The following is a 21,490-nucleotide window of genomic DNA, read 5'->3' on the forward strand; positions in this document are numbered from 1 at the left end:
GCAGCCTGCGGGCGTGCAGTCGCCTGGAAGAAAACTTGGAGACGAGCAATGAGCGACACCAAAGCCAAAGTCGGTCAGATTCGCACCGAGGTGCACGGGCATGTGTTCAAGATCATCATCGACAACGTCGCAAAGAAGAACTCCTTCAGTCCGCAGATGATGGCGCAGATGTCGGATGCGATGACGCTTCTCGATCGCTCCGACGACTATTGGGTCGGGGTCCTCTGCGCCGAGGGTCCGGATTTCACGGCCGGGTTGGATATGCCGAAGTTCTTCGGACCCAAGGCCGAGAATACCGAGCTCAAGCCCGGCAGCATCGATGCATTCGCGTTGAAGAGCCGGTGTCGCAAGCCGATCGTGACGGCCGTGCAGGGGATCTGCTTCACGATTGGCATCGAAATGATGCTCGCTGGCGACATCGTCGTGGCGGCCGACGACGCACGGTTCTGTCAGATGGAATCCAAGCGTGGGATCGCGCCCCTTGGTGGTGCCCATTTCAGATATCTGACGCGGGCAGGATGGGGAGATGCGATGTATCACCTGTTCCTGTGCGATGAGTTCAATGCCGCGCGGGCTCACAAGGTCGGGTTTGTTCAGGAAGTCGTCGCTCCCGGCCAGCAGATTGCGCGCGCGATGGAGATTGCGAATTTGATCGCCAGGAACGCGCCGATCGGCATTCAGGTAACCAAGGAAGCCGCGTTGAAATACATCGAGGCCGGCGAGAGAGCTGCGATCGATTACATTCCCAGCATCAAGGATCGCGTCTTCAGCAGCGAAGACATGAAGGAAGGCATCCAGTCCTTCGTGGAGCGTCGCTCGGCGGTGTTCCGCGGGAAATAGATCCGCGAAGCGCCCAGGGCAGCAGGTCGCCGAGAAATCTTCCGGAGCTCCATTTCAACAGCGAGCTAGGGAAGCAACTGGTGCCGGCTGAGGGGATTGAACCCCCGACCTTCGGTTTACAAAACCGCTGCTCTACCGCTGAGCTAAGCCGGCGACGCTGACGAAGCGGGCAGGGCCCGGCCGGTTGCCGGGGCTGTCCGCCCGTGCGCGCCGCAATACCAGACTTGATTGGAAAGTGCCAGAACCCGCGCGTCCCGCCACAAAACGTGGATCAGGCGGCCCCGGGGGCCGCCTGACGCGTCAGGTTCGATGTGGGGCCGCTTACTGGCAGATGTGCCGGCGGCCGTCTGAGCCCTTGAACCAGGTGCCAGGCGTACAGACGAACCCATTGCGCTCGGCATAGCTGCGGGTGTCCCAGCTGCGATTGTCCCAACCGCGGTTGTCCCAGGAGTTATTCCAAGAGTTATTCCAGCCGTTGTCGTAGGCGTAGGAATTATCGTAGGCGTACGAGTTGTCCCAGGCCCGGAACGGCGCAGAGGCGATTGCGCCGGCGGTGCCGATCGCGGCGCCGGCTACGCCAGCCGCGACGTCGGTGGGCCAGAAGCCGGTGCGGTTCCTGTTCCAGTCGTTATTCCAGTCGCCATTGGTCTGGCGGTAAGTCGCGCGCCGGTGGCGAGTGCCGCTATCGGTGTACGGATTTCCTGGGCCGAAGTTCTGGCAGTTGGCGTTGGGGAATTGCGCCGAGCAGCGGCCGGAATTGGTGACGACCGTCTGCGCCGTGGCAGAGCCAGCCAGCATGGTCGCCGCAATCGCCGTGGCCCCGAGAAGCTTGATGTTCATGGTTGTTGGCTCCCATTTTGTTGACGGGGGCTAAATGCCGAAGGCGTCGGACGTTCCGGTGAAACCGGTGGATTTCGTCATCCAATGGTCAAACGGATGTGAGCGCGCGGCGCGAGTTCCGTACGGCGGCGCGATGCGCCGTTAACGCTTTGCTAGCCGGCTTTGCGGCATTTGAGCGGCGCGCAATCCTTACACATTAGGCTTACCGGAAGTTGGTGAGCGGGCCTTAACCCTCTGTGCGCGGTGATCGGTTAGGTTGCCGCCGGATAACCGGGGTCCTCTCATGCGTGCTGTTGCGCTCGCCGCCTTTCTGATCGGATTGCCTGCGACGGCCTTTGCCGGCGGCTTCGACGTCGTCATTCCCGGCCGTCCCGGCGTCCCCATCATCATCAACAACATCGACGCGTCCTATACGGTGGCCGAGGGTGTCTGGGGTCTTGGCAAGAACCAGCAGGTGCAGCCCACGATCTACGGCGGGCGCTATGTCGCCGAGCGGCAACCTTCCGACGTCGGCCATTATTATCCGACGCTCGGCCTGCGGCCCGGCTATGGGCGGCTCGAGGTCGAGCCGCCGGCCAACCGCAAATTGCCCAAGCCCGCCGAGAGCTACCATCAGAGCTGGGGCGCCTCGTCCGCGCCGCTGCCGGCGCAGATGGACGCGCCCGTCGATCCGCCGCCGGTGATCTATGCGCCCGAGATCAACGACCGTCCTCGGCCGCCTCGGCCGCGGCCGCGCACAGAAATACCCGGCAGGCCGCCGGGTTAAGAAACGTCAAAATCCAACAAACGGAAATCAACAGGAGAGAGTAATGCGTCAGATGATTTCGGGACTGGTCGCGGCGGCTGCCGTGATGTTCGCCGCCACCGCGCCGGCCGCGGCCTGCGGCTTCAATCCGTGCCAGCCGGTTGCGCCGGTCTATTCCGGCTGCAACACCGGATGCGGTGGCTATGGATACGGCTACGGCACATATGAGCGTCTCGCCGAGCCGACCACGCAGTATTATTACGTCAACCAGGGCCCGACCTACACCGGCCCGGGTGCCTTCGCGCCGTATCCGACCTATCGTGAAGACGCGGTCGTCGCGCCCGCCAATTACGGCTATGGCTATCGCGCCACTGTCGCTCCCTATCAGCGCCCGTACTACCGTCCGTACCGCTACGGCTACGGCCCGCGTCATGGCTATCTGCCGCGCGTGCACTACGGCCACGCTCCGCGCTACGGCCATGCGCCGCGCTACGGCTACGCCCATCGCCACGCGCCCATGCCGTATTACGGCGGCCATCGCGTGCTGCGCCGCTATTACTGATCTCTGATCGGTCGAGTGACGAGACGCCCGTTCGCGCGATGCGGACGGGCGTTTTGCTTGCGCGGTGTGCGCATGATCACGATCGGAATCGATCTGGGCTGTCAGCCCGCCTACGCCTGTCGGCTACGGCGCGGCAGCCTTCATTCGCTTCGCACAATGCTGTGTCGGGATGGCTTGCCGAGCCGAAGCTCGCGAGGTGGAGAGATCCGCGTTGAGAGCGAGTCCGCCTACGCCCTTCGGGCTACGGCGTGACAGCCTTCGCTCGCTTCGCGCCACGAACACCTGTGCTGGCTTGCCGAGCCGTAGCTCGCGAAGCGAGCGAAGGCTGGTGGGGGAGGCAGGACTCGAACCTGCGAAGCCATGAGGCGGCTGATTTACAGTCAGCTCCCTTTGCCACTCGGGACACTCCCCCGCTCGACGGCAGCACAATCGGGCCGGACCTTGCCGGCGACCGAAGACGGCCATGGAACGTGAAGGCCGCGACAGCCCGGATGGGGGCGCGACCGGGCGCGGTTATGGGCGATCCGGTGGGGCAAAGTCAACCGAGGCGAACAGCTAAAATCGCCTTCGAAGCCACCCAAATTGCCATATTCCGGGACCCGTGACACAAGCGAGCCCATGAAGGATCGAAAATTCACCCCCAAGGGCTCCCGCGGCGGGGCTAAGCCCTTCAACAGGCCCGGGAAATCGGCCGGCCGGCCGGCCTGGCGCGACCGCGATTCGCACGCCGACGGGCCAGTCATCCTCTATGGCTGGCACACCGTGACCATGGCCCTGGCCAACCCGGAGCGGCGGATCCGCAAGCTGACGCTGACCGAGAACGCTGCGAAGCGGCTTGCGGACGAGAATATCGAAACCCGCGTCTCCCCCGAGATCGTCCGGCCCCAGGAGATCGACCGCCTGCTGTCGCCCGACGCGGTGCATCAGGGCCTGCTTGCGGAAGCCGATCCTCTGCATTCGCCCGATATCGAGACCTTGAAGCAGGAGGGCATGGTGCTGGTGCTCGACCAGATCACCGATCCGCACAATGTCGGCGCGATCCTGCGCTCCGCCGCAGCGTTCGCGGTGAAGGCGATCATCACCACTGCGCGCCACAGCCCGGAAGCCACCGGCGTGCTCGCCAAGGCCGCCTCCGGCGCGCTGGAGCTGGTGCCCGTTGTGACCGTGCAGAACCTCGCGCGCGCGCTGACCACGCTGAACGAAATCGGCTTCCAGACCGTGGGCCTCGACAGCGAAGGCAGCGAGGACCTGTCGGACGTCGCGCTGCGCGAGCCGCTCGCGCTGGTGCTCGGCGCCGAAGGCAAGGGTCTGCGGCAATTGACCCGCGAGACCTGCAGCGTCGTGGCGCGGCTCGACATGCCCGGCGAGATCAAGAGCCTCAACGTCTCCAACGCCGCCGTGCTCTCGCTCTATGTCGGCGCGAGCCGGCTCGGGTTGATGAAGTAGGCGGTTGCCACAAGCCGCTACCCCATCATCTCCCTGACCATCGGCACCACCTTCCGCCCATAAAGCTCGATGCTCCGCATCAGTTTCTCGTGCGGCAAGGGACCCGCCGAATACTTCAACTGAAACCGCGAAATGCCGAGCGCCTTCGCGGTCCTGGCGATCTTGCGCGCGACCGTCTCCGGCGAGCCGGCATAGAGCGAACCGTGCTCGGCCTCGCCGACGAATTCGTCGCGCCCCATCGGCGGCCAGCCGCGCTCCTTGCCGATGCGGTCGCGCATGGCCTTGTAGTCGGGCCACAGCTCTTCGCGGGCCTCTTCATCCGTCTCGGCGACGTAGCCGGGCGAGTGCACGCCGATCGGCTGCGCGGGGCGGCCGAATTCCTTGGCGGCGCGATGATGGAGGTCCACGAAGGGCGCAAAGCGCGCGGGATCGCCGCCGATGATCGCGAGCATCAAAGGCAGGTCGTAATGCGCGGCGCGCACCACCGATTGCGGGCTGCCGCCGACGCCGATCCAGGTTTTCAGCCGGCCGTTCTCGACCGGCGGATAGACCAGCTGGTCCCGCAGCGGCGGACGCAGCTTGCCGTCCCAGTTCACCGGCTGCTGCGACAAGAGTGCGGCGAACAGGTCGAGCTTCTCCTCGAACAGCTCTTCGTATTTGCGCAGGTCGAAGCCGAACAGCGGGAAGGATTCGGTGAACGAGCCGCGGCCGAGGATGACCTCAGCGCGGCCGTTCGACAGCGCATCGAGCGTGGCAAAGCGCTGGAACACGCGGATCGGATCGTCCGAGGACAGCACCGTCACGGCCGAGCCGAGACGGATGCGCTTGGTGCGCGATGCGATCGCAGCGAGCACGGTCTCCGGCGAGGAGGTCGCGAAATCGGCGCGGTGATGCTCGCCGAGGCCGATGAAGTCGAGGCCGAGCTCGTCGGCCAGCACGGCTTCGTCGACGACGTTGCGGATGACCTGGGCGTGGGGGAGCAAGGTGCCTGAAGCGTCCTTGGTGACGTCGCCAAAGGTGTCGAGGCCGAATTGAAGCGGTGCGGTCATTGATCAGGTCTCTGCGGGGAGGATCGATCACACCTAATGAATGGCCGCGGTGCCACAAGCCGGCTTTCGGAAATGCTCGGTTTCCGTTTGTGCGTTCTATCGCGCGATCCGCACCACCATCTTGCCGAGCGCGCCGCGCGTCTGCATGGTCCTGAACGCCTCGCGAAAATCCTCCAGCGCGAAAACGCGGCCGACCACAGGCTTCAGCTGGCCGTCGGCGAGCCAGCCCGTCAATTGCGCCATCAGGCGCTTCTGCAACTCGGGCTCGCGCAGCGGGATCTGCGCGAGGTCGACGCCGAGCAGGGCGCCGCCTTTCAGCAGCGGCAGGTTGAACGGCAGCGCGGGGATCGCGCCGGCGGCAAACCCGACCACGAGATGACGGCCGCGCCAGGCGATCGATCGAAACGCCTGCACAGAGATCTCGCCGCCGACCGGATCGAAGATCACGTCGGCGCCGTGTCCGCCCGTCAACTCCTTGAAGCCGTCGCGCCAGTCGGACTGCGTATAATCGATCACGGCGTCGGCGCCGTGCGTCTGCGCGAACGCGCGCTTGTCCGCTGTCGATGCCGCCGCGATCACACGCGCGCCGAGCAGCTTGCCGATCTGGACGGCCGCGATTCCCGTTCCGCCCGCCGCACCCAGCACCAGGAGCTGCTCGCCTGCGACCAGGACGGCGCGGGCGCTCAGCGCATAGAGCGCGGTCAAATAGTTGGCGCGAAACGAGGCGGCGACCTCGGCCGCGACGCCGTCGGGCAGCGGATGGAGTGCTTCGGGCTTGACGACGATCTCTTCAGCAAGCGCGCCCGACCGCGTCATGCCCATCACGCGCATGCCGGGTTGATAGCCGCCGGGCGCGCCGGGAGCTTCCGTCACGACGCCAGCGAACTCCGTTCCGGGAATGAAGGGGAGTGGATCCTTGGTCTGATAACGTCCCTCGATCTTCAAGCCGTCGACAAAGCCGATGCCGGCGGCTTCCACGCGGATGCGCAATTGCCCCGGCTCCATCGAGGGGGGCGGGATGTCCTTCAGGTCGATCTGATCGATGGTTGCGTATTGCTCGACGACGACGGCTTTCATATCGGGACCTCGGCTGTTCCACTTATCCTGACAGGTCCCGAAACCAGCCTCTTGCGTCTATCGCCACATCCCGCGCATCCGCGCGCCGATGTCGATCTTCGGCCCTTGCGCCGCGGTGCGGGCCGCACCCGTTGCGGCCTTCGGCCAGGCGGTGCGCTCGAACAGGTAGACCAGCGGCTCCGGGATGAAGCGGGTGCGCGAGGCGTAGACGTGGCGGTCGCCTCTGGCGGCCTGGCCGTGGGTGAAGAAGCGCTGGGGAACGACGAGGTGCAAATCGTCCTTGGCGCGGGTCATCGCGACATAGAGCAGGCGGCGCTCCTCCTCGAGCTCGGCCGAGGTGCCGGCGCCGAGATCGGAGGGCATGCAGCCGTCGACGACGTTGAGCACGAACACCGACTTCCACTCCTGGCCCTTGGCCGAATGGATGGTGGAAAGGATCAGATAGTCCTCGTCGCGCAAGGGCGGGCCCGACTTGTCGCTGGTCGCATCCGGCGGATCGAGCGTGAGCTCGGTTAGGAATTTTTCGCGGGATGAATAGCCGCTCGCGATCTGCTCAAGCTGCATCAGGTCGGCGCGGCGCGTCTCGGAATCCTCGTGCATGCGGTCGAGATGCGGCTCGTACCACAGCCGCACGCGTTCGAGATCGGCAGGCCATTCCGAATAGCGCAGGTTCTGGGTCGTGCGCACGAAGTCGGTCCAGTCAGCGCCGGTGCGTGCCGGCGCCGGGATCTGGCCGAGCGCGGCGAGCGGATCGGTGCTTTCCGCCATCTGGTCGAGCACCCGCTGCGCGGTGGCGGGGCCGATTCCCGGCAACAGATGCAGGATGCGGAAACCGGCGACGCGGTCGCGCGGGTTCTCGACGAAGCGCAGCAGCGCCAGCACGTCCTTGACATGCGCGGCGTCGAGGAATTTCAGCCCGCCGAACTTGACGAAGGGGATGTTGCGGCGGGTCAGCTCGATTTCGAGCGGGCCGGAATGCGAGGACGTCCGGAACAGCACCGCCTGGTGCTTGAGCAGTGCGCCTTGCTCGCGGTTCGCCAGCACCTCCTCGACGATGTAGCGGGCCTGGTCGGCCTCGTCGTGCACGGTGACGAGCTGCGGCTTCTGCCCGGAGCTGCGGTCGGTCCAGAGGTTTTTCGTGAAGCGCTCGCGCGCAAGGCCGATGACGCCGTTGGCGGCAGCCAGCACGGCTTGCGTCGAGCGGTAATTGCGATCGAGCGTGATGATCTCGGCGCGCGGCGAGAAGCTCTGGGGAAAGTCCAGGATGTTGCGCACCGTGGCGGCGCGGAACGAATAGATCGACTGGGCGTCGTCGCCGACCACGGTCAGGCCGCGGCCGTCCGGCTTCAGCGCCAGCAGGATCGAGGATTGAAGGCGGTTGGTGTCCTGATATTCATCGACCAGCACGTGATCGAAGCGGCCGCCGATCTCCTCCGCGATCAGCGCATCGCTCATCATCTGCGACCAGTAGAGCAGCAAATCGTCGTAGTCGAGCACGTGCTGGGCCTGCTTGGCCTCGACGTAAGCCGCGAACAGGCCCTTCAGCTCGGCGGCCCAGCCTGCGCACCAGGGATAGTGCTGCCCCAGCACCTTCTCGATCTCCATCTCGGCGTTGACGCAGCGCGAGTAGATCGACAGGCACGTGCCCTTGGCCGGAAAGCGGCTCTCGGTCTTCGACAGGCCGCGCTCGTGCCGGACCAGGTTCATCAGGTCGGCGGAATCCTCGCGGTCGTGGATGGTGAAGGCGGGGTCGAGGCCGATCCGTTCGGCATATTCGCGCAACAGACGCGCGCCGATGCCGTGGAAGGTGCCGGCCCAGCTGAGCGCATCGCGCATGATCGCGGCGTTGTTCTCGCCCAGCACCTTGCGGGCGATGCGCTCGACCCGGCCGGCCATCTCTGCCGCCGCGCGGCGGGAGAAGGTCATCAACAGGATGCGGCGCGGATCGGCGCCCGCCACGATCAGATGTGCGACGCGGTGCGCCAGCGTGTTGGTCTTGCCGGAGCCTGCTCCTGCAATGACGAGCAGGGGAGCGCCCACGGTCGCACCCTCGGCCACGCCATGCTCCACGGCGCGGCGCTGCTCCGCATTGAGCGTGTCCAGATATGCTGCCACGAATCGCCCCAGTGAAAGGGCGAGAGTCGGCGATCCCGCCGCGAATCGCAATGCGGCTGGACGAAACCGGCTTTAGGATTTAGGGGGAGGACGGCCCAAGGTTCCAGTTTCGAAAAGCGCCCCCGGCATGACCGAGCTCAAGCCCGACCTGTTCGAGATGCGACGGCTGGAATCGCTCAGCAACACCATTTTTGGTGTCGCCATGACGCTTCTGGCGTACGACCTGCCCAAGGCCGCGGTGTTCACCAGTGCGCCCGGCTGGAGCGACCTCGCCCATGTCTATTCCGGCAAGCTCGCCGGCTTCGCGCTCAGCTTCATCATCGCCGGAGTGTTCTGGATCAGCCATCATCGCCGGCTGGCCCGCCAGCCCGTCGGCAGCCGCGGCGTAGTGGTCCTCAACCTGTTCTTCCTGCTCTCGATCGTGCTGCTGCCGGTGACCAACGGCCTCTACACCAATTTCGCCATGAGCAGCGCGGTCGCGGTGCTCTACGGCCTGCATCTGACCGCGATCGCCGGCCTCAATGTCTGGCTGTGGTGGACAATCCTGCGGGGGTGGGGCCGCGAGATCGTCGCCTCGATGTTTCCGCTGTTGGTGTTCATCCCCGGCACGATCGTTGCGGCGTTTGCGCCGCATATCGCGCCTTACGTGTGGTGCATCGCCTTTGGCGGGCTGCTGATCCAGCGCTTCTATGTCGCGCCGAACCCATCGGCAGGCACGTAAAGCTTGACCGGGCGGATTTCATAGACCGCGGTCGGATTGACCGCCCGCAGCTTCCGCGCCGCCGCGATCGCCTCTTCCTCGGTGCCGCATTCCATCAGGTGAAAGCCCAGAAGCTGCTCCTTGGTCTCGGCAAACGGGCCGTCCAGCACCATGCCGGCGCCGGGGCCCCGCAGGGTGCGGGCCTTTCGGGTCTCATCCAGGCGGGCGGCCGGCCCAAACTGGCCGCTGGCCCGCAAGGGGGCCTGAACCTCGATGACTTTGGCCACCACCGCGGCGTCCTGCTCGGGCGTCCAGGACATGACCTCGTCTTCCACGTGATAGGCCAGGATGGCGTAAAGCATCGTCACCTCGTTGTTTTTCTGCACGGGTCCCAAGGACGTCGCACCGACGGCGGTGCCGACAATTCCGAAGCAAAATATTGCGTAGCCCGCAAGCGACGAAACCGTCCTGAAACCCGATTGCGGCGTTGCCGTGTGAACGCCGCCGGAACCGGTCGCGACTGATGACCACAACAACAAGATTTTCGCTGGAGGCGGCAATGTCGGGTCACAACACCAGGAATGCTTGCAAGATCATCTGCGATGCGCGTCGGGCCGGACTATCGGAGCCTGCCGACCTGCACGACCAGGCCGGCCATCACCGCTATTACGGCAGCTCGGCCGAGAACGGCGGCGAGCGGATCGTGGAGAGCCGGCGCGGCAAACGCCCGCGCATGTTCGGCATCTTCGGCTTCTGAAGTCCTGCGTCCCCGATATGGACGTCCTGCAAATATCGATCGCCGCGATGCCGTTCCTGCTTGCACTCATGAGCCGGACGGGGAAGGTCATCGCGCCGTGCCTGCTGACGAGCCTCTTCACGGTGCTGCTCGGCGCGGAGCCCCACCGCGCGGTCGTGGCCTGGTGCGTCGGGATTCTCATCGCAGCCGTTGCGCTGCGCGAGCGGATTCGCGTGGGCTGGACCGGCGAGCGGCCGCGATCCACAAGTCAAATCTGAAACGAGCAAATCCGAAAAGAAAGGCGCGGCGGGGAGGCCCCGTCGCGCCCGATTTCTTGCTCGCTGGTCCAGGGCTGAGAGCGCCCCGATGCCAAGCCCTTTAGCCGGAGCTCAGCGGGCGATCCCAGCGAGGTGACAGCGCTTGGTAAGAGACACTGGATCACCTCCTTTCGTTGGTTTCGGAAGATCTCAATATAGGCGGCATTCCTGGCGCTGTTAAGGGGCGCCGGGTCGGGAAGGAACCAGGGCGCTCGCACGGGGCGCAAGACGTTGCAAGGCGACCTCCTGGGCAGTTGAGACCGCCGCCCGGCCGTGTTAGGGAGCCCCTCATGCGGGTGTAGCTCAATGGTAGAGCAGCAGCCTTCCAAGCTGAATACGAGGGTTCGATTCCCTTCACCCGCTCCAACGTCTCCGTAAATTTCACTTGCAACTCAGTAAGTTGCACAGCGGAGTCGCGCGGCCAAGGTCGATGGTCGACTTATTCACTGCAGATCGGGCGCAAGTCGGGCGCACTTAGAGCATCTTTTTTTCGGGCTGCTGCTCTTCCGACTCACGATGACTGCGTGATCTTTTGTGTTCACTCGATGTCACGCGAAGCCTGCAAGGCTGGCGTCAAGCGAACCGACTCAGGCGGACTTATTCGCCGCAGCCTGATTGGTCGTGAATCCAGAATAGGCCGATGCTGATCTATTCTTCAAATCCGCAAGCGACGTCGGGACCTAATGGAAGTGAGTCTGGGGGTCTGAATGCTGCTTCAAGTTAAAGATGAAGACTGACCCAGGAATCCGCAACTCTCCTTCAGCCTCGAACTCAATTTTCAGATCGAGGGATTGGACGAAGAAGTGGGTCATCGTCAAAGAATCCTTCATGTCAGAAGGAATTATCCGGCGCCCTCGCGGTTTGGATCGCTGCAAGGGGAAGAGTCGCTCTGCGTAGATTATCCCGAGCAGTATCTTCATAACCCATATCAGGATGTCACCAGAGTGTTGCCTGGCAACGCTGATTGGTTCGTCGAACAAGTAGCGCTTAGGCACCCATGACTCAGCGACTTCCGGTAGGCGAAGCTTTTTGTCCATCGACGAATCCTGCCAAAAACGCGCTTCGTATGGTGCTAGTAGCCGGCGATCCAGACAACCAGAGATTGGTCGATGTGCCCATGTTTTCGGGCGCTCACCGGGCGCAAGATACCGTGACGGGGACCGATTTTGAATGAAGCCCGGTGAAGTGAGGTTTGGGTCTAAAGCGTTGAAACGTGATTAGAAATGACGCTGAGTGAAGTTTGGTGACTGAACCGAAATCGGACTTCCAAGCTGAATACGAGGGTTCGATTCCCTTCACCCGCTCCAACACGTGCCGCGCCAGAATTGTCCGGCACCTGAGCATATCCGCGCGATCCCCTGCACCTGACGCGTTTCGAGTGGTCGTCGGCGCTCGCTGTGCGCTGACGGCGAACCCGCTGGACATCCTCGGAGCAAGTGTAGCATCCTCAAGTTGCAGGCGGGCGGACACAATCTCGCTAGATTGATCGAGTTCTGCCGGGCGTGCCGTGAGGCCGTGGGGCTGGAGTGGCGAAGCGCATCATCTTGTTGCTGGATGGCACGTGGAACGACGCTGATGATGGCGGGGCCGACACCAACATCGTTCGCCTCAGGCAGAAAATCGCAGAGCATCTCTCCAGCTCGCTGCTTCATCACCGATTTGCGCCATGCCGATCTTCGCGGCGTCAACTTCGAGGACGCATCCCTGGGAGGCGCCGATTTCAGGGCGCGGATCTGACCGGCGCCAATCTGTGCGGTGCCACGGTCAGCCGGGCCAATTTCAGGGGCGCCAAGGCGGAGTTCGGCGTGGCGATTGCCAGCCAAATGCCCAGACGTCGAAAGCCCTGAACCGGCCACGTCGCTGAGAGGGGCTCACCTAAGCGAATTTCGGGAGGAAAGATGTACGCAATCACGTTCGCCGCGGCGGCCATCATCTGGCCGTTCATCGTGGCCATGATTTCGAGCCGGTTTGGCGCCGATGTGGGCGCTCGCTTCCTCGAACGCCCAGGACCGATTCCATCGACCGGCGAGGCGCTTACTCCAAGATCGCTCGAGCAGTGGCTGCGGTCGCCCGCCAATGGTCCTTTCCGCAGGCCTTATGCCCAGTGCATCATGCCTCTGGATGTCGTCTACATTTTTCTTGTCGGAGGGTTTTTCGTCGCTGGCTCGCTATGGCTCGTTTCGGCGCTGACATGGCCTGACCCGGCCGATAGGTGGTATTGCGTCGCGGTAAGCATCGTGCCGACCGCCTATATCATCAGCGATCTCGTGGAAGACGCCATGATCGCGCACGTCCTCCTGCGCCACGACGTGAGCGACACCAAATTCAACCTGATGCGTCTGGCGACGACCATCAAGATCGTGACCTTCGGAGCGTCCGCGGCTCAGACCGTTGTCCTCGGCTTTTGTGCGCTGCTGCTGAGTGCGGCCTGATGTTCCTTCGAGACGTTGCCTTGCGGGCCACGCTCCCATGCAATTCGCAACCGGGTTACGGTGAAACTCAGTTGACTGTGTGCTGTATCGCGACCTGATCGTGGCGAATTGCAAAGCCGCCGTGGGGCTGGTGTCCGATGCCCACCCAGGCCCGCAAGAACAAGGACGGCCCGGCCGCCGGGCCTGATCCAGGTCAATGTCCCGCGCGGCGGATAGTCTATTCGTCGGCCCTGACTTCGGGGTACACACGACATGACCGACAAGCCTATCGATTGGACGCCGGATCTCTCCTTGCCGACGTCGAAGTCCACCGTCCAGCACTTCACTGCAAATGCCGGCGGCGATCGCCTCGCGATCGACACCACGCCTTGGGGCGAGGCCGATCTCACGGTCAACGGTCAGTCGATTGCTCACATTGAGACGGCACCGAGCGCCGGGGACGCATTTCGCACGCTCGAAACGTTCGCGGAAGATTTCGAAGACGGCAAGGATGCGCGCCTCGGTCGGGCGATCGAGGACGACGAGGTTCGCCAGAGGCTGGGCCTGACGCGCCGCTAGGAACCATCACACGGCGCACGAATTGGCCGGTCGGGCAGGGCCTAAAGTCCCACGAGGCCGACCGTGCAGGAAAACGTGCGCGGGCGCACCACCGCGCAGATCGCCGGTCATCCCATTCATCCGATGCTGGTGCCGATCCCGATCGCGTGCTGTGTCGGGGCGCTGCTGACCGACATCGCCTATGCCGCAAGCGCCGAGATCATGCGGGCGATTTTTCCGCCTGGCTGACGCCCACCGTGGCGCAAGGCCTGCACTTGGGGCGTGCCAGAGTAGGGGCCCGCGCGCAGCCGTGCTTGAGGCAGCTCAAACCGCCTCCGCGCGTCGTTGATAGCCTATAGAGGCGCCAGGAGTTCACCCATGCGTTCCGGTACGGTCAATCGCGTCGCTGCAGCCGCCGAGAAGGGTTCGCGAGGCGGTGACCGACATCGAGTGACGGCCGCGCCGTCTTGCTTTTGATCCCGGTTGGGGTGCGTGATGGAGGGCTTCTCAGATGCATGCGATGATCCTGACTGCGCGAGGAAAGCCGCTTTCATTTCAAGAGCGACCGGATCCCGTTCCCGGACGAGGCGAGGTTCGTATCAAAGTCAGCGCTTGCGGAGTTTGTCGAACCGATCTGCACGTCGTTGACGGTGAGCTGCCCGACATTCCTTATCCGATCGTTCCGGGTCATGAGGTCGTCGGCCGCGTTGATGCACTGGGCGAGGATGTCGAGAATCTGGCCTTGGGCACGCGCGTCGGCGTACCTTGGCTTGGTTACACCTGCGGAGAGTGCCTTTACTGCCGCACCGGCAAGGAAAATCTCTGCGATCGGCCCCAATTCACCGGCTACACGCGTGATGGTGGCTTTGCGAGCCATCTGGTGGCCGATGCAAGGTATTGCTTTCCACTTGGCGAGGACGGCGATGACGTAGCCGTCGCCCCGCTGCTCTGCGCCGGTCTGATCGGTTGGAGATCCCTGATCATGGCGGGCGAGGGCAAAGCGTTGGGCATCTATGGTTTTGGCGCGGCGGGCCATATCGTAGCGCAGGTTGCTCGAGATCAGGGGCGGACCGTCTATGCCTTCACACGTGCCGACGATCGGGACGCGCAGCAGTTTGCGCTTTCTCTCGGTGCGAATTGGGCTGGCGCTTCGGAGGATCGGCCACCGGCCGAGCTCGACGCCGCAATCATCTACGCACCTGTTGGCGCGCTGGTGCCTCTTGCCCTGCGCGCGGTGCGAAAGGGCGGCCGGGTCGTCTGCGCCGGCATTCATATGTCCGACATTCCCGCATTCCCGTACGATATTCTCTGGGGAGAGCGACAGATTATGTCGGTAGCCAATCTGACGCGGCGCGACGGAATCGATTTCCTCGCAGCTGCTGCTAAAGCCAACATTCGGATACAGACAACAGTATTCCCGCTGACGCAGGCGAACGAAGCACTCGCTCACCTTAGGGAGGGTAAGCTCGTTGGCGCTGCGGTGCTCCGTTCGTGACTGTATCGTTGCGGCTTCATCGTCTGATCTAGACAGCTGTCGATTGGCAGCAGTTTCAGCGACCGGCCTCAGACGGCCGTGCTACCTCAACGAATTGCGAGTTCGCTGACGGGCTTGTGGCCGTCTTTCCCGGTTTGACTATGCAAGTTGGCGTGGACGGTCTTATCCGCTCGCTTTGACCATGATCTGTAATAGGCAACCGCGGTCATGACCGACAGGCCACCAGCTCCAACGAGGAGCTGAGAAGGAACATTGTCGGAAGTCGCTTGCAGTATAAAATATGCGATGAATGACAGGTAGATTCCAACGCAAAACACTTCAAGCGACTGTTGGCCGCATTTGATCAACGGTTGCCAGATGGCTGCGCGCAGTCCCGGTGCATCGATCGGTATGAGTCGCGTTACGACGATTGTCAGAAGCGCCAGATGCAGGAAACGGTAGGGCGCTAAATTGGTTTTGTCGTTCGGATTAAATATCTCGAACAGAGCGCGCGGAAATATCGTCCGAAGCTCCGGCAGAATCCCCGCCAGGGTCATTGCCGCCGCGAAAAGCAAATAGATCACACTGACGCAGAAAACCACTCGGGAGCGAACCAGGAAATTCAACGTTCCGGCTCCACCGAGCGCCAGCCACGCACCGATGACGAAGAGAAGTTGCCACGTGAAAGGATTGAAATACCACCAGCCCGAGGGATAGGAGGGAAGATTCCAGCCAAATTGTCGAGCGGCGAAATACAGAAGGACGGATCCTGCCATGATCCAGTTTCGGTGCCGTAGCATCATCCAAAGGATTGGCGGAAAGCTACCCATCAGAACCACATACAGGGGCAGCACATCGAGATTCACCGGCTTGTATCTCAGCACCAGTCCCTGCAACAGCGTTTCGACCGGCGCATTCGTAAGAGGTGCAACATTGAATTGATCGATGAAACGGGGAACGTTGAACTCCTGCGAGAGAAAATGGATGGACGAGATATAGAACACGAACAGCAAGACGTGCGCGGCGTAGATCTGCCAGACCCGCTTCAAGAGTCGGGTTGCTCCGAAAACGAAGCCTCGCTCGGACATGTGCCTGGTGTACACAAGGGCCGAGGTATAGCCTGAAATGAACACGAACAGATCAGCGCCATCGCTGAAGCCATAGTTCCGGAACGTCAGCCAAGCCAGCACGGTGCTGGGAATATGGCCCAGGAACATCGCCCAGTTTGCGAGTCCGCGAAACAGGTCGAGGCGCAAGTCCCGTGTCGAAGGTGGCAGGGCGATGGCGCTCATTGTCTAAGCCGATTGTGATGATTGCGGGAGCTTGAGTGACGTCGGCCTGGATTGCCGGGCGTACGCGACTACCCGCGAGGTCTGGTATCGAACCGGTTTGCAGCAACGATAATCCTAGAAACAGCTTCGGCGATCTTATTGAGGCAAATCAATCTTTTGGCGCGGTGGAGACCGCCCTGTATTCAACTCGCCGACGAGATAGTCATTGCCGCAACCAGGATGTCGACCAGCAACGTTTTGGGGGCCGCCGACGACAGCGGCAACGGTGTGGCAGGTGAGTGCGATCCATCCGCAGCTGACGCAACGTTAAGCCCGCCGGCGCGTTATCGGACAGGCGGTCTTTTGAAAGCCAAGCCAGGAGTTCGACAATGGGCCTTGCTCAATATGCCATCGTGCCGGTGCGGGACGAATGGGGCGTGCTGCACGACGGCGACGTCAAGAACACATATGCCACCAAGGAAGCTGCTTTCGAGTCGGCGGTCGCGGCCGCATCCCTCGCGCTGCGTGAGGGGCATGAAGTTCAAGTCAGCGTGCCCGGCCGGGAGGCCGGCGACAACGCGCTGGGCGTGAGGCCGGGATGACCAAGCCCCGTGAGCCGAACGGCGTGGAGCCATCCCGCTCCGAGGACGACATCCAGCGCGAGCAGCTGGGTCCGCGCGGGGTCCCCGGCGCGCCGGATCCTGCCAGGATGACGCCCCAGCGCGACAAGAAGACGCCGAAGCACGTCGATCCCGGCCATACGGCCTGATGCGGCGAGGCCGCGTCGCGAGGTGGCGCTCATAGCCGCTCAGGGCGATGTTGGTTGCCGCGGCCGGTTTTCAGGCGTTATGTGATGTTCGTTCGAACATTGCGCTCGAGCGCGATCATCATGAGGATGCAGGATGAACCCCGTCGTCGTTGCTGTTGCTATTACCGGCTCTGTTCCGCGCAAGAAGGACAACCCCGCGGTGCCGATCCTGCCGGCGGAGCAGATCGAATCGACGCACGAGGCCTTCGAGGCTGGCGCCACCCTTGCGCATATCCATGTTCGCAACGACGACGAGACGCCGTCCTCCGACCCGGAGCGCTTCGCGCTGGTGCAGGAGGGGATCAGGAAGCATTGTCCCGCCATGATCGTACAGTTCTCGACCGGCGGGCGAGGGCGCGATCCCTCGGCGCGTGGATCGTCGCTCTATCTGAAGCCGGATATGGCCTCGCTGTCCACAGGCTCAGTCAATTTTCCGACCATCGTCTACGAGAACAGCGCCGCTCTGGTCGAGACTCTTGCCACCGGCATGAAGGCAAATGGCATTCGTCCGGAAATCGAGATCTTCGATCTCTCGCATCTGCATGGTGCTCGGCGTCTGATCGAGGCGGGGCTGATCGACGCCCGTCCGCACGTGCAGTTCGTTATGGGCGTCAAGAATGCGATGCCCGCGGACGAACACGTCCTCGACATCCTTCTGGCAGAGCTGAGGCGGCTGATCCCGAACGCGACGTGGACCGCGGCCGGGATCGGACGTCATCAGGCCGAGGTCATGGGCTGGGCGCTGGCGCGGGACGCCGATGCGGTTCGCACCGGGCTCGAGGACAATATCAGGGTCGACAAGACGCGCCTCGCCGCCAGCAATGCGGAGCTCGTGAGCATCGCCTGCGAGGCTGTCGCCCGCCACGGACGGCGCGTCGCGACTGCGGCAGAGGCGCGCTCCTTGCTCGGGATCGCCCGATAAGGACGATCATCCCGCGCCTGACGTGTGCCTGACATGCTCCTGGCCGCCTTCTGCCATTCGGCGGTCGGCGTTCCCGTGGGCTCGGTCCCCGGCTAAGCATGGCTCACAGGCGCGATCTGCGCCTGTCGGCCAGGCGACGTTTGGAATGCGGTTCTTGAAATCTGACGGCAGGCTGATCGGCGTCCTGCTGGTGCTCGCCATCACGCAGCTGGTCGGATGGGGCACGATCGGGCTGCCTGCCATCGTCGGGCGCGACCTCGCCGCCGACCTCGGCATGAGCCTGCCGGCGGTGTTCGCCGGGACATCCGTTCTCTATGTCTCGATGGGCCTGTGCGCCCCGTGGCTCGCCAAATCATTCGCGCTTCATGGCGCACGGACTGTCATGATGGTCGGCACGGTCGTCACCGCGCCGGGCTTCGTGCTGCTGTCCCTCGCGCGCGAGCCGACGATGTATTTCGCCGCCTGGATCGTCCTCGGCATCGCCGGCAGCGCCACGCTGTCGACCGGCGCCTATATCATGCTGAACGAGATTGCCGGGCGACAGGCCAAGAATGCGATCGGGGCCTTGATGCTGGTGACGGGCCTGTCCAACAGCATCTTCTGGCCGACGACCTCGTTACTGAGCGCTCACCTCGGCTGGCGCGGGACGTGCCTCGTCTATGCCGCGATGATGCTCGTCGTCAGCCTTCCGCTCTATGCGCTCGCGCCGCGCCGGAAAATCGCCGGGGATGATGGCGGCGAGCCGGTCAAGGCGCCGCCGCCGCCCACGATTCCACGGAGCACTTTCGGCCTCGTCGTCGCCGCGATCACGCTCAACGCCTTCGTCAATTTCGGCATCAGCGCCATCATGATCGAGCTCCTGCGCGCGGAGGGGCTGCCGCCGGCGCAGGCGCTTCTGTGCGGCTCGATGCTGGGCGTGATCCAGGTCAGCGCCCGCGGGCTGGATCTTCTTGGCGGCGGGCGGTGGGACGGGATCACGACCGGGCTGGTTGCGGGCACGGCGCTGCCGTTGGCCATGCTGCTGCTGATGCTGAGCGAGGGCGCGACCTGGGCCGTCGCGGTCTTCATCCTGCTCTATGGCGCCGGCAGCGGCGCGATGGCGGTGGCGCGGGCCACCATCCCGCTCGTGTTCTACGACCAGACTGAATTCGTCAAGGCGATGTCGATGATTGCGCTGCCGCTCAATCTCGCCTCCGCGATCTCGCCGCCGCTCCTTGTCGGCCTGCTCACCGAATTCGGCAGCCGCGGCGCGCTCGGCCTCACCTTCGTCTGCTCCTGCGCGACCGTGCTGATCCTGGTCCTGCTTGGGCGGAGGCGGCCGCAGGTGGCGGTGGCCGCGACCTGAGCCCTCCAGGCAATATCGCGGCGCGGAAAGTTGCGGCCGGCGCCGCCCTCCGTGCCCGGCAGGAGATAGCCGTATGCCGCCAGTGCAGTGCTCACCGCGCTAAAATGGTGTATCCGCAGGGAGCGCGGACCGCGATCTCGCCGCCGCGCCAATATCCAGTTCCCGGAGGAAGCTTACATGTCGGCCCTGCCGCTTTCAGGCATCAAGATCCTTGATCTCACGCGCGTCCTCGCCGGGCCGTTGTCGGCCCAGATGCTGGGCGATCTCGGTGCGGAGGTGATCAAGATCGAGCGACCGGGCACCGGCGACGATGCGCGCGCATTCGGGCCGCCTTACCTGACCGATCCGGAAGGCAAGGCCAACAACAACAATTCCTTCTACCTCTGCGCCAACCGCAACAAGAAGTCGGTCACGGTCAATATCGCCAAGCCCGAGGGGCAGGCGATCATCCGCGAGCTCGCCAAGGACGTCGACGTCTTCATGGAGAACTACAAGGTCGGCGACCTCAAGCGCTACGGCCTCGATTACGAGACCATCAAGGCGGTCAACCCCGGCATCATCTACTGCTCGGTGACCGGCTTCGGCCAGACCGGTCCCTATGCGCCGCGCGCCGGCTATGACGCCATCCTGCAGGCGATGGGAGGGCTGATGAGCGTCACCGGCCACATGGACGGCGAGCCGGGCGAGGGCCCGATGAAGGTCGGTCCGTCTATCGTCGACTACATGACCGGCATGAACACCTCGATCGGCATTCTCTCCGCGCTCTATCACCGCGACGCCAATGACGGGCAGGGGCAGCACATCGACGTCTGCCTGTTCGACACCGTCATCGCGTCCCTGTCGCACTGGCTGCAGATCTACCTCGTCAACGGCAAGACCCCGCCGCGCCGCGGCACCTGGGGCAATGGCGGCATGCCGGCCGGCGTATTCCGCTGCACCGACGGCGAATTGATGCTGGTGGTCGGCAACGACGGCCAGTTCCGAAAGACCTGCGCCGTGCTCGGCGAGCCGGAGCTCGCGAACGATCCGCGCTTCGTCCAGAACAACGACCGTGTCGTGCACGGCAAGGAGATCATGGCGATCTTCGCCGGCCTGTTCCTCAAGCAGCCGGTGGCCTACTGGCTGGAGAAGCTGGAGGAGGCGGGCGTGCCCTCCGGTCCGATCAACAATTTCGAGCAGGTGTTTTCCGATCCGCACGTCCAGTCGCGCGGCATGCGGGTCAAGACTCAGCACAAGTTCGAGCCCGAGCTCTCCCTGATCCGCAACGCGCTGACCCTCTCGGGCACCCCCATCACCGACTACCACGCCCCGCCGCTGCTCGGCGAGCACACGCAGGAGGTGCTCGGCGGTAAGCTCGGCTATGATGCGGGAAAGATCGAGGAGTTGAAGAAGCAGGGGATCATCTAGCGCTTTTCTCCCCTTCTCCCGAAAGGCGAAAAGGGGAGCGACGCTTGGCCTTGCCTGAGGCCTGCGGGCCATCCCCAGATAAGTCCGGTCCGTAGTCGCACAGGCTTTCGCTTTGCGCGCGACTCTGATTCGATCCCTCTACTTGAGTTCGGGGAGGGAAGCGAATGTCCTACACGATCGGGTTCCAGGCCAAGAACCAGAAGGCAATTCTGGCGACCGAGGCGGCCACCGCCAATCAGGCCGTCGCCATTGTTGCCGCACTGCGGCAGAGTGCCGACGAGATCAAGTTCATCCGCTCGCCGCAGGAAGGCGAGATGGGCATCGAGATGCTGCTGCTGCTCGCCAAGGAAGAGGCCGAGGAGATGCCGCAGCGGGCCTGATCACCCGCTCACACTTCGGTCAGAAGCGAAACATGCCGGCTGCAGGATGATGTAGCACGGCGTCAGTCTCGCTCGAACCGAAGGTGGCTGCCCATGAAACGCGAAGCGCTCCGCGTCGAACCGATTTCGACGTTCCTCGATCGCGTGAAAGCGCCGGCCTCGCCGGTGACGCGCGCCGGCAACATGATCTTCGTCGCCGGTCTGCCGCCGTTCGATCCCGCGACCGGCGAGATCGCGGAAGTGCCGATCGAGCGGCAGAGCGAGCTCGTCATGGAGCAGATGAAGCTGTGCCTCGCTGCGGCCGGCGCTTCGCTCGACAATGTCATGAAGTGCAACGTCTACTGTACCTCGACCAAGCACTTTGCCGCCTTCAACGCCGTATACGCCCGCTATTTTCCCACAGATCCGCCGGCGCGGATCTTCGTCTGCACGCCGGAATGGTTCGGCCCGTTCGACGTCGAGATCGACTGCATCGCGATGGCGTGAG

Annotated in this window: 26 protein-coding genes, 3 tRNA genes and 1 pseudogene; 21 read left to right on the top strand and 9 right to left on the bottom strand. The window is 63.6% G+C overall.

What is annotated here, in order from left to right; translation table 11 throughout:
• Positions 1-48 precede the first annotated feature (48 nt).
• Entirely contained in the window at positions 49-840 is a 792-nt protein-coding gene (locus ACFDR6_RS28150; protein WP_375860400.1) for a crotonase/enoyl-CoA hydratase family protein, read from the top strand.
• A 78-nt stretch (positions 841-918) separates the two neighbouring features.
• Here the strand turns inward: ACFDR6_RS28150 and ACFDR6_RS28155 are convergent.
• Both ACFDR6_RS28155 and ACFDR6_RS28160 read right to left on the bottom strand, forming a co-directional pair.
• Positions 919-993 (bottom strand) — tRNA-Thr (locus ACFDR6_RS28155).
• Between the two features lie 168 nt (positions 994-1,161).
• Positions 1,162-1,680, bottom strand: a complete 519-nt coding sequence (locus ACFDR6_RS28160) for a hypothetical protein (protein WP_375860272.1) — start codon at positions 1,678-1,680, stop codon at positions 1,162-1,164.
• Positions 1,681-1,963: 283 nt separating this feature from the next.
• Here ACFDR6_RS28160 and ACFDR6_RS28165 point away from each other — a divergent pair, with 283 nt between their 5' ends.
• Entirely contained in the window at positions 1,964-2,446 is a 483-nt protein-coding gene (locus ACFDR6_RS28165) for a hypothetical protein (protein WP_375860273.1), read from the top strand.
• A 43-nt stretch (positions 2,447-2,489) separates the two neighbouring features.
• A complete protein-coding gene (locus ACFDR6_RS28170; protein ID WP_375860274.1) occupies positions 2,490-2,987 on the top strand; it encodes a hypothetical protein in 498 nt (165 codons plus the stop codon).
• A 326-nt stretch (positions 2,988-3,313) separates the two neighbouring features.
• Here ACFDR6_RS28170 and ACFDR6_RS28175 read toward each other — a convergent pair.
• A tRNA-Tyr gene (locus ACFDR6_RS28175) sits at positions 3,314-3,399 on the bottom strand.
• 206 nt (positions 3,400-3,605) lie between these two features.
• On the opposite strand from ACFDR6_RS28175, the gene rlmB reads away from it, so the two are divergent.
• Positions 3,606-4,433 carry a 23S rRNA (guanosine(2251)-2'-O)-methyltransferase RlmB gene (gene rlmB, locus ACFDR6_RS28180; RefSeq protein WP_375860275.1) on the top strand — a complete coding sequence of 276 codons (828 nt, stop codon included), beginning with the start codon at positions 3,606-3,608 and terminating at the stop codon, positions 4,431-4,433.
• Between the two features lie 17 nt (positions 4,434-4,450).
• Here rlmB and ACFDR6_RS28185 read toward each other — a convergent pair whose 3' ends face one another.
• From ACFDR6_RS28185 to ACFDR6_RS28195, 3 genes are all read right to left on the bottom strand, one after another.
• A complete protein-coding gene (locus ACFDR6_RS28185; RefSeq protein WP_375860276.1) occupies positions 4,451-5,482 on the bottom strand; it encodes an LLM class flavin-dependent oxidoreductase in 1,032 nt (343 codons plus the stop codon).
• A gap of 96 nt (positions 5,483-5,578) precedes the next feature.
• Entirely contained in the window at positions 5,579-6,559 is a 981-nt protein-coding gene (locus tag ACFDR6_RS28190) for an NADPH:quinone oxidoreductase family protein (RefSeq protein ID WP_375860277.1), read from the bottom strand.
• A 57-nt stretch (positions 6,560-6,616) separates the two neighbouring features.
• Positions 6,617-8,674, bottom strand: a complete 2,058-nt coding sequence (locus tag ACFDR6_RS28195; protein WP_375860278.1) for an ATP-dependent helicase — start codon at positions 8,672-8,674, stop codon at positions 6,617-6,619.
• 127 nt (positions 8,675-8,801) lie between these two features.
• Here ACFDR6_RS28195 and ACFDR6_RS28200 point away from each other — a divergent pair, with 127 nt between their 5' ends.
• The gene (locus tag ACFDR6_RS28200; RefSeq protein ID WP_375860279.1) at positions 8,802-9,395 is read left to right on the top strand and encodes a TMEM175 family protein; all 594 of its coding nucleotides are present in this window, start codon (positions 8,802-8,804) and stop codon (positions 9,393-9,395) included.
• On the opposite strand, the gene ACFDR6_RS28205 is transcribed toward ACFDR6_RS28200, so the two are convergent.
• A complete protein-coding gene (locus tag ACFDR6_RS28205) occupies positions 9,362-9,736 on the bottom strand; it encodes a YciI family protein (protein ID WP_375860280.1) in 375 nt (124 codons plus the stop codon). The two genes, ACFDR6_RS28200 and ACFDR6_RS28205, sit on opposite strands and share 34 nt — an antisense overlap.
• A 197-nt stretch (positions 9,737-9,933) precedes the next feature.
• On the opposite strand from ACFDR6_RS28205, the gene ACFDR6_RS28210 reads away from it, so the two are divergent.
• The 3 genes from ACFDR6_RS28210 to ACFDR6_RS28220 all read left to right on the top strand — a co-directional run bounded on the left by ACFDR6_RS28210 (position 9,934) and on the right by ACFDR6_RS28220 (position 10,793).
• Positions 9,934-10,131 carry a hypothetical protein gene (locus ACFDR6_RS28210; protein ID WP_212092259.1) on the top strand — a complete coding sequence of 66 codons (198 nt, stop codon included), beginning with the start codon at positions 9,934-9,936 and terminating at the stop codon, positions 10,129-10,131.
• A 17-nt stretch (positions 10,132-10,148) separates the two neighbouring features.
• The gene (locus ACFDR6_RS28215; protein WP_212092258.1) at positions 10,149-10,388 is read left to right on the top strand and encodes a hypothetical protein; all 240 of its coding nucleotides are present in this window, start codon (positions 10,149-10,151) and stop codon (positions 10,386-10,388) included.
• Between the two features lie 331 nt (positions 10,389-10,719).
• Positions 10,720-10,793 (top strand) — tRNA-Gly (locus ACFDR6_RS28220).
• 314 nt (positions 10,794-11,107) lie between these two features.
• Here the strand turns inward: ACFDR6_RS28220 and ACFDR6_RS28225 are convergent.
• Positions 11,108-11,464 (bottom strand): hypothetical protein, encoded by a 357-nt coding sequence (locus ACFDR6_RS28225; protein WP_375860282.1) that lies wholly within the window; start codon positions 11,462-11,464, stop codon positions 11,108-11,110.
• Between the two features lie 541 nt (positions 11,465-12,005).
• On the opposite strand from ACFDR6_RS28225, the gene ACFDR6_RS28230 reads away from it, so the two are divergent.
• The 6 genes and pseudogenes from ACFDR6_RS28230 to ACFDR6_RS28255 all read left to right on the top strand — a co-directional run bounded on the left by ACFDR6_RS28230 (position 12,006) and on the right by ACFDR6_RS28255 (position 14,891).
• Complete coding sequence (locus tag ACFDR6_RS28230; protein WP_375860401.1) at positions 12,006-12,164, top strand: pentapeptide repeat-containing protein; 159 nt, start codon at positions 12,006-12,008, stop codon at positions 12,162-12,164.
• On the top strand, positions 12,128-12,274 hold the full coding sequence (locus tag ACFDR6_RS28235) for a pentapeptide repeat-containing protein (RefSeq protein ID WP_375860403.1): 147 nt from the start codon (positions 12,128-12,130) through the stop codon (positions 12,272-12,274). The genes ACFDR6_RS28230 and ACFDR6_RS28235 overlap by 37 nt, the downstream gene beginning before the upstream one ends.
• A 51-nt stretch (positions 12,275-12,325) precedes the next feature.
• Positions 12,326-12,859, top strand: a complete 534-nt coding sequence (locus ACFDR6_RS28240) for a hypothetical protein (protein ID WP_317243591.1) — start codon at positions 12,326-12,328, stop codon at positions 12,857-12,859.
• A gap of 252 nt (positions 12,860-13,111) precedes the next feature.
• A complete protein-coding gene (locus ACFDR6_RS28245) occupies positions 13,112-13,417 on the top strand; it encodes a hypothetical protein (protein WP_212092255.1) in 306 nt (101 codons plus the stop codon).
• 63 nt (positions 13,418-13,480) lie between these two features.
• A pseudogene (locus ACFDR6_RS28250) lies at positions 13,481-13,644 on the top strand (DUF2231 domain-containing protein); the annotation flags it as partial.
• Positions 13,645-13,907: 263 nt separating this feature from the next.
• Entirely contained in the window at positions 13,908-14,891 is a 984-nt protein-coding gene (locus ACFDR6_RS28255) for a zinc-dependent alcohol dehydrogenase family protein (RefSeq protein ID WP_375860283.1), read from the top strand.
• 86 nt (positions 14,892-14,977) lie between these two features.
• Here the strand turns inward: ACFDR6_RS28255 and ACFDR6_RS28260 are convergent, their stop codons facing one another.
• The gene (locus ACFDR6_RS28260; RefSeq protein WP_375860284.1) at positions 14,978-16,162 is read right to left on the bottom strand and encodes an OpgC domain-containing protein; all 1,185 of its coding nucleotides are present in this window, start codon (positions 16,160-16,162) and stop codon (positions 14,978-14,980) included.
• Positions 16,163-16,530: 368 nt separating this feature from the next.
• Between ACFDR6_RS28260 and ACFDR6_RS28265 the strand changes: the two genes are divergently transcribed.
• From ACFDR6_RS28265 to ACFDR6_RS28295, 7 genes are all read left to right on the top strand, one after another.
• Positions 16,531-16,743 (top strand): hypothetical protein, encoded by a 213-nt coding sequence (locus ACFDR6_RS28265; protein ID WP_212092252.1) that lies wholly within the window; start codon positions 16,531-16,533, stop codon positions 16,741-16,743.
• Positions 16,740-16,910, top strand: coding sequence for a hypothetical protein (locus ACFDR6_RS28270; RefSeq protein WP_212092251.1), 171 nt, complete (start codon positions 16,740-16,742; stop codon positions 16,908-16,910). The genes ACFDR6_RS28265 and ACFDR6_RS28270 overlap by 4 nt, the downstream gene beginning before the upstream one ends.
• A gap of 133 nt (positions 16,911-17,043) precedes the next feature.
• Positions 17,044-17,871 carry a 3-oxoadipate:acetyl-CoA acetyltransferase gene (locus ACFDR6_RS28275; RefSeq protein WP_317243596.1) on the top strand — a complete coding sequence of 276 codons (828 nt, stop codon included), beginning with the start codon at positions 17,044-17,046 and terminating at the stop codon, positions 17,869-17,871.
• Positions 17,872-18,016: 145 nt separating this feature from the next.
• Entirely contained in the window at positions 18,017-19,216 is a 1,200-nt protein-coding gene (locus tag ACFDR6_RS28280; protein ID WP_375860286.1) for an MFS transporter, read from the top strand.
• Between the two features lie 177 nt (positions 19,217-19,393).
• Positions 19,394-20,623, top strand: coding sequence for a CaiB/BaiF CoA transferase family protein (locus ACFDR6_RS28285; protein ID WP_375860288.1), 1,230 nt, complete (start codon positions 19,394-19,396; stop codon positions 20,621-20,623).
• Positions 20,624-20,787: 164 nt separating this feature from the next.
• Positions 20,788-21,003, top strand: a complete 216-nt coding sequence (locus ACFDR6_RS28290) for a hypothetical protein (protein ID WP_212092247.1) — start codon at positions 20,788-20,790, stop codon at positions 21,001-21,003.
• Between the two features lie 93 nt (positions 21,004-21,096).
• On the top strand, positions 21,097-21,489 hold the full coding sequence (locus tag ACFDR6_RS28295; RefSeq protein ID WP_375860289.1) for a RidA family protein: 393 nt from the start codon (positions 21,097-21,099) through the stop codon (positions 21,487-21,489).
• Position 21,490 lies beyond the last annotated feature (1 nt).

Origin of the sequence: Bradyrhizobium tunisiense (assembly GCF_042263385.1) — a bacterium.
Lineage (GTDB): Bacteria > Pseudomonadota > Alphaproteobacteria > Rhizobiales > Xanthobacteraceae > Bradyrhizobium > Bradyrhizobium tunisiense.